The following is a 14,474-nucleotide window of genomic DNA, read 5'->3' as shown; positions in this document are numbered from 1 at the left end:
ACTATCAGTTGATACCTCACTGAATGGAGTGAACCTATGGGCACCGTATCCGTCATTTCAAAATTGACCGCTGTCGCCAGCAACGTTGATGGCAACGTTATCACCCTCACTTCACCTTCCATCGTGAAGCTACATCTGGATAGGTCCGATATCGCCTCCATGAAGCAGGTAAACCACGATCTGGTGATTACCCGACACTCTGGCGAAACGATCACCATTAAAAATTTCTACGCGACCACTGGCGCCGATGCAAACCAACTGGTGCTTGAAGATGGCCAGGGGGCGCTATGGTGGGTGCAGGATACGAATGGAGCCGTTCATTTCGAGCACCTTGATAACATTGATGCACTGTTAGCCCTTTCAGGAACTCAACATGAAGGGGCCGCCGTTTGGCCGTGGGTGCTGGGCGGTCTGGGTGCGGCAGCCGGTATCGGGCTGGCTGCCGGTGGCGGTGGCGGTGGTGGCGGTGGCGGTAACTCAAGCGGTGCAAGTACCGGCTCGTCGACCAATAGCAACGGCAACAACGGCGGTACCAGTAACAATAATAATGGCGCTGGCGATAATGGCGGCACCAGTAATAATAGTGGTGGTAATGATAATAGCCTGAATAACACCGGCACCCCGCCAGCGGCTCCGGCTATTGTCAGCGTAACCGAGAGCAACAAGCCAACGACGCCGATGGTCACCAGCGGTGTCGCAACTAACGATAGCCACCTGCAAATTAACGGTACCTCCGTTGCAAATGCCAAAATCATTATTTACAGCAACGGTACGGCTATCGGCAGCACCACCGCCGACGCCAACGGTAACTGGTCCTATCGTCCGGCAGACGGAACCTTTAAAGACGGGCAATACCAAATCACCGCCACCGCATCGGTACTCGGCCAGGAAAGTAAAGAATCCGGCACCTTTGTACTGGTGCTGGATATGAGCGCGCCGGACGCCCCGCACAACCTGCAAATCTCTGCCGACGGCCTGCATCTCAGCGGCATTGGCGAAGTGGGCAGCACCATTACCATCACATCAGACTCCGGCAAAGTGCTCGGTACCGTCGTCGTTACCGACAGCGGCGGGGCGTTTACCGTCGATCTGAGCAGCAAACAGCTGAACGGCGAAACGCTGGACGCTTACGCGACCGATAAAGCAGGCAACACCAGCCTTCCCGGGATTATCGTGGCTCCGGACACCACGCCGCCGGACGCGCCTGTTCTGTACAGCCTCTCCGTTGACGGAACGCACCTTTATGGCCAGGCCGAAATCGGCAGCACGGTTACCGTCACCGACGGTCACGGCACGCCCATTGGTTCTGTGAAGGTCACGTCTAACGACGGCAGCTTTACGATCGATCTGAATCCGGCACAGCTCGCTGGTGATTTATTGACCGCTGTTGCCAAAGACGCGGCCAATAATACCAGCCTGCCGTCAACGATCCTGTCCACCGACTTAACCCCGCCGACCGCACCGGACCAACTCCAGATTGCCGACAACGGCGCCACGCTCAGCGGCCATGCGGAGGCCGGTAGCCTGGTGATTATCACCGGGCCAGATACCTACGAAATCGGCCGCGGCTACGCGGATGAATCAGGTCATTTCAGCATCGCACTGCAGCCGCAGCAAATTAACGGCGAGCTGCTGAGCGTCACCGCCACCGACGCCTCGCACAACCAGAGCCTGCCGGCAACGATCGCCGCGCCGGACATCACTCCGCCAGCTCAACCCGTCATTACCGCGCTGGTTAACGATGCCGAGGCGCTGATTGATAAATTAACCAATGACGCCACGCCAAAACTGACCGGTACAGCCGAAGCCCATGCGACGGTAAAAATCTACGATAATACCAACACCTACCTCGGCTATACCCAAGCAGATGGTCAGGGTCACTGGAGCTTCACGGCGAACGGCAATCTGCCCAATGGCGGCCATGTGTTCACCGCCGTCGCCGTCGATAGCGCGGGCAATCTCAGTATACCTTCGGCCCCGGTGAGCGTCGTTATCGACACGATCCCGCCGACAACGCCAGCGATCATTCAGCTCAACGACGCGGTTTCCCCGGCCGTTGGCGCCGTACTCAATAACGGAGCAACCAACGATCCGGCCGCGAAGCTCACCGGCAGCGGCGAAAGCGGCTCCACCGTACATATCTCGCTGAATGGAACCGAGGTGGGTACCGCACTGGTCGATCAAAACGGCGTCTGGTCATATACCCTCAGCGCCATGCAAAGCGATAAAACTTACGTTGTAACGGCGACGGCAACCGATGCGGCGGGCAACACCAGCGGTATCTCCAACAGTTTTACCTTTACCTTCGATAACACGCCGCCAGCAGCGCCGGTCATCACCAGCGTCACCGACGATGTCGGGCTGTATCAGGGGACGATTAATCCGCTGAAGCCCATCACCGATGATACCAAACTCACGCTGAACGGCACCGCCGAAAAAGACGCCGTCAGCGTCAGTATCTATGAGGGTTCCCGCTATCTCGGCAGCGCAACGGTTGATAGCACAACCCACACCTGGAGTTTTACCTTAGACGTACCGCTCACTAACGGTGACCATACCCTCAGCGTCTTCGCCGTCGATGCGGCCGGTAATGTCAGCGCCACCTCCGCAGACTTTACGCTGAACGTCGATACGATTGCGCCAACCGCGCCTTTGTTCACGGTGACGGATGATTCAAGTGGTATTGGCCTGCCGCTGATTACGGGCCAGGTGACCAAAGATACGACCCCGACGCTCAACGGTATCGCGGAGGCGGGTTCGACGGTCGATATCTATGACAACGGTAACAAAATTGGCACGATTAACGTGGATAGCAGTCTCATATGGTCATTTAGCCCGACGCTGAGCGCGGGTTCCCATACGCTGACCGCTACCGCTACCGATGCTGCGGGCAACATCAGCAACGCCGCCGGGCCGTTTAACCTGTATGTCCAGAGCCCGACCGCCACCGGGCCGGTCATCGTGGCAATTATCGACGATACGCCCCTCAATACCGGCAGCCTGGGTGATAATCAGGTGACGAACGACACGACCCCGATCCTGACCGGCCTCGGCACTGCGGGGCAGCACGTCACCGTCTACGTCGACGGCAGCGCAATGGGCTCGGTACTGGTTGGCCTCGACGGCCAGTGGATCTTCCCAATTGTCACGCCGCTGGGCGAAGGTGCACACACCTTTTACGTCACTGAGCCGGACTTTGTCGACCCAAGTCCTCTCTTCCATACCACCATCGATATCACGCCGCCGGCGGTTTCAACGTTAGTGATCACCGACAACACCGGTGTCCTGAAAGGGCCGATTCTTAACGGTACCGTCACCGATGAAACACACCCCACCATGAGCGGTAAGACGGAGGCCGGCGCGCAGGTTATCATCTATGACAACCTCCTCGAACTGGGCCGCGTTACCGCCGACAGCAACGGAAACTGGTCATTTACGCCTGATAGCACTTACGCCGCCGGGTTGTTCCACAGCGTGTACGTCACCGCCACGGATGCCGCAGGCAATACCAGTACATCGCTACCGATCGCCTATACAGTCCTCACGGTTCAACCGCTGGCGCCGACAATTTTGACCGCCGATGACGACGTCGGAACCCTCCAGAATGCGCTCTATAACGGCAGCGCTACCGACGATAGTCGCCCTCTGCTGCACGGCACAAGCTTCGAAAGCAATGCCACGATCGCCATTTACGATAACGGTATCTTTGTTACGAATGTAATGACCACGATATTCGGTACCTGGAGCTGGCAGCCGTCCACCCCGCTGAAAGATGGCCCACACAGCTTCACTGCCACGGTCACCAACGACATTGGGGTAACCAGCGTAGCGTCCGACCCATTCACCCTAACCATCGATACCGTTGCGCCGTCCGCACCGATTATTCTGCAGGCCAGCGACGGCAGCACGCCTATCGTCGGCATCCCAACCAATAAACCCAATCTGACGCTCAGCGGTACCGGGGAGGCTGGCGCCAAAATTATCATCTACGACAACGTGACCCACTCCGCCATAGCGACAACCACAGTCAACGCCGACAACAGCTGGAGCGTCTCCTTGACGGGGCTGTCTGACAACACCCACACGCTGACCGCGACGGCAACGGACGCCGCAGGCAACACCAGTATTGATTCGTCACCTTTCACCGTGATCGTCGATACCCAGCCACCGCAGGCTCCGATTATTATCACCGTGCATGATGATGTCGGCACACTGCAAAACGACCTGACGCAAAATCAGATCACCGACGATAACCGCCCTACGCTTACCGGTACGGCAGAGCCGGGGGCAACCGTCACCATTTATGACGGCAACAAATCGATTGGCCAGGTGAAAGCGGACGCCTTAACCGGCGTGTGGTCCTTTACCCCAACCACCGCGCTGGCAGATGGCTCCCACACCTTAACCGCCAAAGCGACCGATGCCGCAGGCAACACGGGATTAGCCTCTAACTCGTTCACCGTCGTGGTCGATACCGCGGCCCCCAACGCGCCGGTCATCACGACCATTCTGGACGATACGTTGCCGCAGGTCGGTAACGTAGCGGATCAGGGGGCCACCAACGACGTCATTCCGGTGCTCTCCGGTACAGCGGAAAAAAATACGATCGTTGAGATTTTTGACAACGGCAAAAGTATTGGCACGACCACCGCCGACGGCTCCGGTAACTGGACATTTACGCCGCTCGTGCCGCTGCTCACCGGTACTCACGTGTTAACGGCGAAAGCCACCGATGCGGCTGGCAACGTGAGCGGCAGCTCCTCCAGCCGTACGCTAACCGTCGATTTGATCGCGCCGGATGCGCCAAAAGATCTCAGCGTCAACCTGGCAGGCAACATCCTTTCAGGAAGCGCCGAAGCTGGCAGTAAAGTCACCGTGGTGAGCGCCACCGGCGTCGTATTAGGCACCGGCACCGCCGACGCCACGGGCAAATTCAACATCACGCTCTCTCCGACGCAATCTAACGGAGAAAAACTGAGCGCCTACGCGACCGATGCGGCGGGTAACCAAGGGTTGCCGACCGACGTTTATGCACAGTTCAGCACCCTACCGGGCGCGCCGGTGATTAGCACCATCATCGATGATTTTGACAGCATTCAGGGCAGTATCGGCAACGGTAAAACAACCGACGATACCCTACCGACCCTCAACGGCACCGCCCAGGCGCGCGCCAGCGTCAACATCTATGACAACGGGAAACTGCTCGCCACCGTTACCGCAGACAACAACGGCGTCTGGCAGTATCAGACCACCACCGCGCTGGTAGAAGGCCCCCATATCTTTACCGCCACGGCGACCAACAGCACCGGCACCGGTCTGGCATCTGCAGCAATAACCATCATCGTCGATACCACCGCCCCCGCAGCACCGGATGCGCAGGTCAGCGCCGACGGCTATAGCATCAGTAACCCAACGGGCACCCATACGGAAGCCAATGCGACCATCACCATCACGCTGCCTAACGGGAGCAAACTGACGGTGACGGCCGATGCCAGCGGCAACTGGTCCACCCTGCTGCCTTCACGGCTGGTGAGCGGCGAAACCCTTATCGTCAGCGCCACCGACGCGGCGGGGAATAAATCAGCGAATACCACGATCCACGCCCCCACGCTGCCGATCGCCGCTAACGATGACATCATCAACCTGACCGACATTACCACCAATGCCGTGGTCACCGTCAAACAGGCCAGCGGCTACGGCGCGCAGCTGATTAACGCGCTCGGCAACACCATTACCGTGCTGGCGGATAAAGTGGCGAAGGCAGAATTCACCGTCGACGCCAATAACACCGGCAGTGCCACCATCAATGCTATTGCGACCGGCACCGTCCTTTCACTGCTCAGCTCGCAGCTGATTGTGGTGCAGGTGTTTGATACCAATCTTCAGGCGTGGACAACCATTGTCGACTCCTCCCAGGCACAGTTCGCCAATCTGCTGACCCTCGGCGCCAGCGGTATATCTCTGCAAATGGACGGGCTGGCGGCGGGTAACTACCGGGTACTGAGCTACAACACCAGCATTCTGGCCGTTGGCGCCTATACCGGCATTAACGTCACGCTGACCGAAACCACCCCGGGAGTACTGACGGAAACGACGCCGCATCAGGGCAATCTGCTTACCGAAGGCAACGACGTCGCGCCAATTGGTACCGTCGTCTCGGCGATTATCCTCAACGGCGTATCCACCCCTGTCACCGCCGACCCGGCCGGAACGACCATTAACGGGAAGTACGGTAAGCTGGTGATTAACGCCAGCGGCGACTACACCTATACCCTTTATCCCACCACCACGGCGACGGCCCTCGGGCATTCCGACAGCTTTACCTACACCATCGTGCAGGGGGGCGTCAGCAGCTCCGCCAACCTGGTGATTACCCTGGGTGCTGGCAGTACCAGCGCGCTCACCGCGGTGGATGACAGCGTCAGCATGATTTACAACACCCAGGTCAACGCGGCAACGGCGGCTACGCTGCCTGCCAGCCAGACGAGCTATACGATCGTCAGCCTGGGTCTGGGAGACGTCATCTCCGTCGGCCTGCTGAAAGATATGCGTAACCCCACGCTGCTGAGCGTGGCCGAAGGTACCGACCGCGTCATCACTCTGCAAAGCTCTGCGGGCGGCGTGATGATCGGCGCGACCTTTGACCTCTATGTTTACCGCCTGAACGTGGTCACGCAGCAGTACGAGCTGTTCCAGTCAAAAACCAACTGGCTCATCGTGCCGCTGCTGGGGGGAAAATCGGACGCCACCACCCTGACGCTGCCGGGAGGCGAGTACCTGATTGTGATGAACTCCGCGCAGGGGCTGAACCTGCTGGGCGGCTACACCATCACTTACCTGGCGGACTACACCTATCGCGTCGATAGCCTTAGCGCGGCCGCCAGCGGCAACGTTCTGAGCAACGATGCCGGCATCGCCGCCACCGGCGCCCACGTCACCCAGGTCAACGGCGTCACCGTTGCCGGCAGCGGGACAACATCGATCGTCGGAAAATTCGGTACGCTGGTGATTGATGCCAACGGTAACTATACCTACACGCTGAAAAGCGGGGTCAGCACAGGCAGCATTACCTCGCCGGACAGCTTTATCTACACCATCACCGCGCAAAACGGGACACAGGCCTCCGCGACGCTGAATATTCAACCTAGCGCACACGCGCTTGATGCGGTAGATGACGTCAGCAGCGCCATGTCGCTCAGCACCACGCAGGTCACGACCGCCGGGGCCAGCCTCATCGGCGCGGCCACCACGCTGGCAAAATCGACGTCGCACCTGGAAACCGATACCACCTTTACGGTGGCCGCCGGAACGGCGCTGAAGGCGGTGTCTATCAGCTTCAGCGTTGCCTCAAGCGTCGCCATCAGCAGCCTGGCGCTGAAATGGGTGCTGTATGAAGATGGCGTCCAGGTCGCCACTAACAGCGTCGCGAAAGGGGCGTTAACGCTGTTCAATAATGTGAATACGCTGAGCCTAAGCGGGTTGGAACTGAGCGCTGGCCATACCTATACCCTGCACCTGATTGCCGATATGGGCATTCCACAACTGGGCGCCATTACCATCACGCCGTCGTTCGTCGGCACCTCGTACGATCTGGACAACTTCCTGATCACCGGCAGCCACAACGTGACGGGGAATATTTACGACGGCAGCGACGCCGCTGGGGCGATGGACCAGCTCTCCGGCTCGCACACCACATTAACCATTAGCGGCTTCAACGGTAGCGTCGCCACCCTGACGCCGCTGCTCAACGCCACCACCACTAACCCGCTCAGCAGCCTGACCAGCGCGACCATTACCGGGCATTACGGTACGCTGACCGTCAATATTGACGGGTCGTACTCCTATACCCTGAACAGTAACGTGCACCCGTCTGACATCGTCAATAAAGAGGTGTTCACCTATACGCTGAACGATCAAAACGGCCACACCGATACCGCCACCTTAACCATTAACATGAATCCGCTGTTCACCAGCACTAACCAGTCGGACGTGATTATCGGCTCTGCTTACGGCGATACGCTGATTTATAACCTGCTGAACAGCACCGATGCTACCGGTGGTAACGGCGTGGATCACTGGAGCAACTTCTCGCTCGCTCAGGGGGACAAAATTGACATTCACAGCCTGCTGGTTGGCTGGGACGGCCAGTCGTCATCATTAGGCAATTTCCTGACGGTAACCGACACAGGAAAAGGGACGGTGATCTCAATTGACAGAGATGGCGCCAGCGGAACGAAATATTCTTCTACAGATTTGCTGGTTCTTGACGATGTACACAATATCAAGCTTAGCGATCTCGTCGAACAGAACCATATTGTTGTCGGATAAGTCATCGGCAAACGCCGGGCGCGGCCACGCCCGGCGTTAAACAATAGGGAACTGTGCCGTTTTTATAAGGATCCATAATGAGCATTAAAATACCCGTCAGTTGGGGTCTACTCTGTGCCTTATATTCCGCTCCGCTTCTGGCGCAAAACGCCGCATTGCCGATTTCCCCGCAAGGACTGCAAGACCAGCAGGAACTCCCCGCGCTCGACGGCGCACGCGCGCTGCCGCTAAACGATGCCATTCCCGGCGTCCTCACGCTGAACGACGCGGTAAGCCGAGCCGTCAGCTGGCACCCTTCCATCAGCGAAGCCATCGGTAAGCTAGCCAGCCAGAACGCGCAGGTCGATGTCGCCAAATCGAAATACTATCCGCAGGTCAGCGCGGGGATGAACAACGGCTACACCAACACCTATCTTGATCACGGATTCAGCCCTTCGCTGGTGCTGTCGCTTTCCCAGATGCTCTACGACTTCGGCAAGGTGGCAAGCCAGGTCCGCGCCGAAAGCGCAGGCGTCGCACAGCAGCAGGCTAACGTCCTGCTGGCGATTGACACCGCCGGGCACAGCACCGCCAGCGCAATGGTGCAGGTGCAAACCTGGCAACAGATGGTCGACGTCGCCAAAGAGCAGCTCGACGCGCTCATGGCGATAGGAAAACTCACCCAACAGCGCAGCGACGAAGGCGCGACATCGCAGTCCGACGTCGTACAAACCAACGCACGCATCGAAGCCGCGCGCGCCCAGCTCTTACAATACCAGGCGACGCTCGACAGCGCGCAGGCCACGCTGATGAGCTGGCTGGGATGGCAGAACCTGAATGGGATCAGCAATGACTTCCCCGCCAAACTGGGCAACAGCTGTGAAGTGGCCCGGACGGATGACCGGCTGGTGCCCGCGGTGCTGGCGGCCTGGGCGCAGGCCACCGCTGCACAGGCTAACGTCGACTACGCTAACGCGCAGATGACGCCCACGATCTCGCTTGAACCGCAGGTGCAGCACTACCTGAACGACAAATACCCCAGCCACGAGGTGCTTGACCGCACGCAGTACTCCACCTGGGTGAAAGTCGAAATGCCTATCTATCAGGGCGGCGGGCTGACGGCGCGGCGCGACGCCGCCAACTATGCGCTACAGTCGGCGCAGGCGACCGTCCAGCGCGTTCGGCTGGAGGTCCGGCAAAAGCTGCTCGAATCGCGCAGCCAGTCGATGAGCCTGATGAGTTCACTGCAGGTGCAGTACCGCCAGCAGGCCCTGAGCACCCGCACCCGCGAGCTGTACCAGCAGCAGTATCTTGACCTCGGCTCCCGCCCGCTGCTCGACGTACTTAACGCCGAGCAGGAGGTGTTTCAGTCGCGCTTTGCCGAACTGCAAACCGAAAACCAGCTGCACCAGCTGCAGCTTAACTGCCTGTATAACACGGGACGGTTTCGCCAGGCGTTCGGGTTAGAACAACACAGCATCCAGTCCGTGGAGATCCAGCCATGAATCGCGCCGACATCAGCGAAAGCTATCTTAACGAGAAAACGTTAAGCCACTGGGCGCGGGCGATGAGCTATGTCGCCGCGCACTATCGCATCGCCTGCTCGCCGGGCATGCTTCAGGCCAACGCCCCGTGGTTTAAGGACAAAAGCCTGCTGCCCGCCCTCACCCAGCTCGCCCGCCAGGCAGGGCTTTCGGTACAGCTGCTGGAGGCCAATTCCACCACCCTCGGCAGCTGGCGCCTGCCGGTTGTGGCGACGCTCGACGATGGGCAGTTGGCCATCGTCGAGCGCTTTGACGGCGAAAGCACCGTTGACGTCTGTTTTATTGATGATGAGCACCAGCGTAACCGGCTGCCTCTCGCCGACCTGATGCCGCGTATTGAATATGTTGTGGCGCTGCGCCCGCTTTCCGCCCTGCGCGACAGCCGGGTGGACAACTACGTATCCCGCTTCAGCCCCGACTGGCTTAAGGTACTGGTCCTGAAGGATCTGCGCCCCTACGGCCCGGTCATGCTGGCCGCCTTTCTCGTCAATGTGCTGTCGCTCGGCGGGATCATCTTTTCAATGCAGGTGTATGACCGGGTGATCCCCGCGCAGTCCTACCCGACGCTCTACGTGCTGGCTTTTGGGGTGCTGCTGTCGGTGATCTTCGGCTTTATCCTGCGCGTCGCCCGTAGCCACATCATGGATGTGCTCGGCAAGCGGGCGGACCTGCGCATTTCCGACCGCATCTTCAGCCACGCATTACGCCTGCGTAACAGCGCTATCCCGCGTTCTACCGGCAGCTTTATCTCTCAGCTGCGCGAGCTTGAGCAGATCCGTGAAACCATCACTTCATCGACGCTGTCGACGATCGTCGATCTGCCCTTCTTCTTCCTCTTCGTGGTGGTCCTCGGCATTATCTCGCCGCCGCTGGCGTGGATTGCCCCGGTCGCCGCCATCGTCATGGTGCTGCCCGGTATCCTGATGCAAAAACGGCTGGCGAAGCTGGCCAACCAGAGCGCCCATGAATCAACCCTGCGCAACGCGGTGCTGGTTGAGAGCGTGCAGGGACTTGAAGACATCAAGCTGATGCAGGCGGAAAACCGCTTTTTACAGCAGTGGAACAGCTACATTCGCATTACCTCGGAATCGGCGCTGCGTACCCGCGAGCTGAGCCAGGGACTGATTAGCTGGGGCATCACCGTACAAAGTCTGGTCTACAGCGCCGTCATTCTGTTCGGCGCGCCGATGGTGATTGAAGGCGAGCTGACGACCGGCTCGGTGGTCGCCGCCTCAATGCTGGCGTCAAGAATGATTGCGCCCATGGCCAACCTGTGCGGCGTGCTGACCCGCTGGCAGCAGGTAAAAATCGCCAAAGCGGGGCTGGACAGCATTATGCAGCTACCGACGGAGACCCAGCGCAGCGGCAGCGTCGTGCACCGGGAGATTTTCCACGGTCATTATCTGCTGGAAGAGGCCCAGTTCCGCTACCACAGTGAAGATCAGCGCATCCCGCTGAAAATTGCGCGTCTGGAAATCCGTCAGGGCGAGCGCGTGGCGCTGCTTGGCCGCAACGGCGCAGGAAAATCGACCCTGCTGCACGCGCTGGCGGGCGGTATTGATTTAGTCAGCGGCGAGGCGCGGCTCGACGATCTCAGCCTCGCGCAGATCGACGTCGCCGACCTACGACGCAACATTGGCCTCCTGAGCCAGAATGCGCGGCTGTTCTACGGAACCCTGCGCGAAAACCTGACGATGGGCGCGCCGCACGCCAGCGACCAGGACATTTTTGATGCGCTGGACATCGCCGGTACCAGCCAGTTCGTCCAGCGGCTGCCTAAGGGGCTGGATCACCTGATTATGGAGGGCGGCAACGGTCTTTCCGGCGGCCAGCGCCAGTCAATTCTGCTGGCGCGCATGCTGCTGCGATCCCCGAATATCGTGCTGCTCGACGAACCAACCGCCTCGCTTGACGATCATACCGAGCGCGAATTTATCCAGCGGCTGAATCAATGGCTGGGCAATCGTACGCTGATCGTCGCCACCCACCGCGTGCCGGTGCTGGATCTGGTCGATCGGGTCGTGGTGCTTAATGACGGATATATCGCCATGGATGCGCCAAAATCACAGGTGTTAAACCAGGGTCGCGCCAGCGCGCAGGCTGTAAGCGGGAAGGAGTGGAAACATGAAAACCAGCCAACATGATAGCGCGATGGAGGACCTGGACATCGGCCGCGACGTGGCCTTTTCCGGCGCCAGCCGCATTGTCCTGCTGAGCACGCTGATGTTTATTGCGCTCGGCGTCTGGTCGTGGTTCGGTACGCTCGACGAAGTGGCCACCGGCACCGGCAAGGTGATTCCCAGCTCACACGAGCAGGTGCTGCAATCACTGGACGGCGGCATTCTGGCAGAACTGAACGTCCGCGAGGGCGATAAGGTGCACGCCGGGCAGATTGTCGCCCGTCTCGACCCTACCCGTTCGGAATCCAACATGGGCGAAAGCACCGCGCGCTACCGCGCGCTACCGCGCGCTACCGCGCGTCGCTGGCCTCCAGCGCCCGCCTGTATGCGGAAGTAAACGACAGTCCGCCGATCTTCCCAAAAGAACTGAAAGCCTGGCCGGACCTTATCGCCAGCGAAACGCGCCTCTATCGTACCCGCCGCGCGCAGCTGTCAGATTCTGAGGCTGAGCTGAAGGATGCGATGGTGTCGGTGGATAAAGAGCTGGCCATCACCCAACGCCTTGAGAAGAGCGGTGCCGCCAGCCACGTGGAAGTGCTGCGCCTCCAGCGCCAGAAAAGCGATCTCGGGCTAAGGCTTACCGACCTGCGATCGCAGTACTACGTACAGGCGCGCGAGGCACTTTCCAAGGCCAACGCTGAAGTCGACATGCTGCAGGCGATCATTCGCGGTCGTGAAGATTCGGTCACCCGTCTGACGGTGCGCTCCCCGGTGCGCGGGATTGTGAAAAACGTGCAGGTAACCACGCTCGGCGGCGTCATCCCACCGAACGGTGATCTGATGGAAATAGTCCCTATTGACGATCGGCTGCTGATTGAAGCCCGCCTGTCGCCGCGCGATATTGCCTTTATCCACCCCGGACAGCGGGCGCTGGTTAAGCTTACCGCCTACGATTACGCCATCTACGGCGGGCTAGACGGAGAAGTTGAGACTATCTCGCCGGACACCATTCAGGACAAAATTAAGCCTGAAATCACCTATTACCGCGTGTTTATCCGCACTCATCAGGATTACCTGACCAACAAAGCCGGACGCCATTTCTCCATTACCCCAGGAATGGTCGCCAGCGTCGATATCAAAACCGGTGAAAAAACCATCTTTGAATACCTGATGAAACCGTTCAACCGGGCAAAGGAGGCGCTACGTGAACGATAAATGTACGCTCAACGGCCTGTTACGCCACGTTTTTCACTGGCAACGGCACGCCTGACTCTGTTATACTTGCTGTACACATTGGGGCTGATTCTGGATTCGACGGGATTTGCGAAACCCAAGGTGCATGCCGAGGGGCGGTTGGCCTCGTAAAAAGCCGCAAAAAATAGTCGCAAACGACGAAAACTACGCTTTAGCAGCTTAATAACCTGCTCTGAGCCCTCTCTCCCTAGCTTCCGCTCTTAAGACGGGGATCAAAGAGAGGTCAAACCCAAAAGAGATCGCGTGGAGGCCCTGCCTGGGGTTGAAGCGTTAAAACTAATCAGGCTAGTCTGGTAGTGGCGTGTCTGTCCGCAGGTGCCAGGCGAATGTAAAGACTGACTAAGCATGTAGTGCCGAGGATGTAGGAATTTCGGACGCGGGTTCAACTCCCGCCAGCTCCACCAATCATGATTGGACAGTGCTAGGACAGCACTAGTAATAACAGGAAGTTAGCAGTCTCAGCAGGACACCGACCAGACGGTGAGGGGACTAAAAAGGATACGTAAAGGAGCCGCGGCTCCCGAGTGACAAAAAAGCCCGCTTATGCGGGCTTTTTTGTTTCTGTACTCATATGACCGGGCAATCATCAAACTCCATCGTTCGCATATCGTTTACCGCGTGTGTGACAACGCCAAAAATTCCATCGTTTTCATCGGCCCATCCAGGATCGATCCTATCCTTACGACCGTCACCGCTTAAATGCTCAAAGTGTGAGTATGGATAAAGCCGGTATCGCCTCAACTGGAACTCACCACCCAGGCTGCAAACAACCACAGAACCATCACAAGGCTTTACCGAAGCATCAACGATAAGCAATGCCCCTTGCGCGATCCCGGCCCGTATGTACGTTGTTGCGGCCCTCATGAAGTATGTTGCACTTGGGTGCACGATAAATTGCTGGTCGAGGGAAATCCGGCTTTCGACGTAATCTTGCGCAGGTGAAACAAAACCCATCTCAATACCCCCCGTTGTTAGGGTTGTAGAGCATGAATGTACGCTCTTCCCCTTCCTGGTCTGAAATATCTTTGAACGTCGTGATGTAACACTCGATCCAGTTGTTGGCCTCTTTTAGTGACCAATGCCAATTTACCGCCGCAAGTTTTTCGACAAAATCAACAGTCGTTACTGTTGTTCGTCCGTTGGCCTCTTTTCTAACTGCATCCCTGAATGCGCCTTCTATTTCGTATCTACGAGGCATTTTACCCCCAACCAGATTGCTGTATATACATGGGTCTTCCCCGATCATGGT

At 58.4% G+C, this 14,474-nt stretch carries 5 protein-coding genes, 1 other RNA gene and 2 pseudogenes; 6 read left to right on the top strand and 2 right to left on the bottom strand.

Annotation, left to right across the window (positions count from 1 at the left end; translation table 11 throughout):
• Positions 1-36: 36 nt before the first annotated feature.
• The 6 genes and pseudogenes from H7R76_RS06060 to ssrA form a co-directional block, all read left to right on the top strand.
• Positions 37-6,324: pseudogene (locus tag H7R76_RS06060) on the top strand (Ig-like domain-containing protein); the annotation flags it as partial.
• Positions 6,325-6,426: 102 nt separating this feature from the next.
• Positions 6,427-8,328, top strand: coding sequence for a BapA/Bap/LapF family large adhesin (locus H7R76_RS25230; protein ID WP_502711067.1), 1,902 nt, complete (start codon positions 6,427-6,429; stop codon positions 8,326-8,328).
• A gap of 77 nt (positions 8,329-8,405) precedes the next feature.
• Complete coding sequence (locus H7R76_RS06055) at positions 8,406-9,812, top strand: TolC family outer membrane protein (RefSeq protein WP_182967236.1); 1,407 nt, start codon at positions 8,406-8,408, stop codon at positions 9,810-9,812.
• Positions 9,809-11,995, top strand: a complete 2,187-nt coding sequence (locus H7R76_RS06050; RefSeq protein ID WP_106928384.1) for a type I secretion system permease/ATPase — start codon at positions 9,809-9,811, stop codon at positions 11,993-11,995. Before H7R76_RS06055 ends, H7R76_RS06050 begins: the two co-directional genes overlap by 4 nt.
• A gap of 7 nt (positions 11,996-12,002) precedes the next feature.
• A pseudogene (locus tag H7R76_RS06045) lies at positions 12,003-13,186 on the top strand (HlyD family type I secretion periplasmic adaptor subunit).
• Between the two features lie 80 nt (positions 13,187-13,266).
• Positions 13,267-13,629, top strand: a transfer-messenger RNA (tmRNA) gene (ssrA, locus tag H7R76_RS06040).
• A gap of 163 nt (positions 13,630-13,792) precedes the next feature.
• On the opposite strand, the gene H7R76_RS06035 is transcribed toward ssrA, so the two are convergent.
• Together H7R76_RS06035 and H7R76_RS06030 are read right to left on the bottom strand one after the other, a co-directional pair.
• Positions 13,793-14,179: a HumD family translesion DNA polymerase gene (locus H7R76_RS06035; RefSeq protein ID WP_182967234.1), complete on the bottom strand. Its 387-nt coding sequence runs from the start codon at positions 14,177-14,179 to the stop codon at positions 13,793-13,795.
• Position 14,180: 1 nt separating this feature from the next.
• Positions 14,181-14,423 (bottom strand): DNA polymerase V, encoded by a 243-nt coding sequence (locus tag H7R76_RS06030; RefSeq protein ID WP_182967232.1) that lies wholly within the window; start codon positions 14,421-14,423, stop codon positions 14,181-14,183.
• Positions 14,424-14,474: the final 51 nt, after the last annotated feature.

The sequence above is a fragment of the Klebsiella sp. WP8-S18-ESBL-06 genome (assembly GCF_014169755.1).
GTDB classification, from domain to species: Bacteria; Pseudomonadota; Gammaproteobacteria; order Enterobacterales; family Enterobacteriaceae; genus Kluyvera; species Kluyvera ascorbata_B.
The sequence above is the reverse complement of the archived record's forward strand: the minus strand, read 5'-3'. Positions and strand labels throughout refer to the sequence as shown.

Coding starts and splice junctions, on each gene's coding strand:
- H7R76_RS25230 (WP_502711067.1), top strand. CDS start 6,427: ATGATTTACAACACCCAGGTCAACGCGGCAACGGCGGCTACGCTGCCT.
- H7R76_RS06055 (WP_182967236.1), top strand. CDS start 8,406: ATGAGCATTAAAATACCCGTCAGTTGGGGTCTACTCTGTGCCTTATAT.
- H7R76_RS06050 (WP_106928384.1), top strand. CDS start 9,809: ATGAATCGCGCCGACATCAGCGAAAGCTATCTTAACGAGAAAACGTTA.
- H7R76_RS06035 (WP_182967234.1), bottom strand. CDS start 14,179: ATGGGTTTTGTTTCACCTGCGCAAGATTACGTCGAAAGCCGGATTTCC.
- H7R76_RS06030 (WP_182967232.1), bottom strand. CDS start 14,423: ATGCCTCGTAGATACGAAATAGAAGGCGCATTCAGGGATGCAGTTAGA.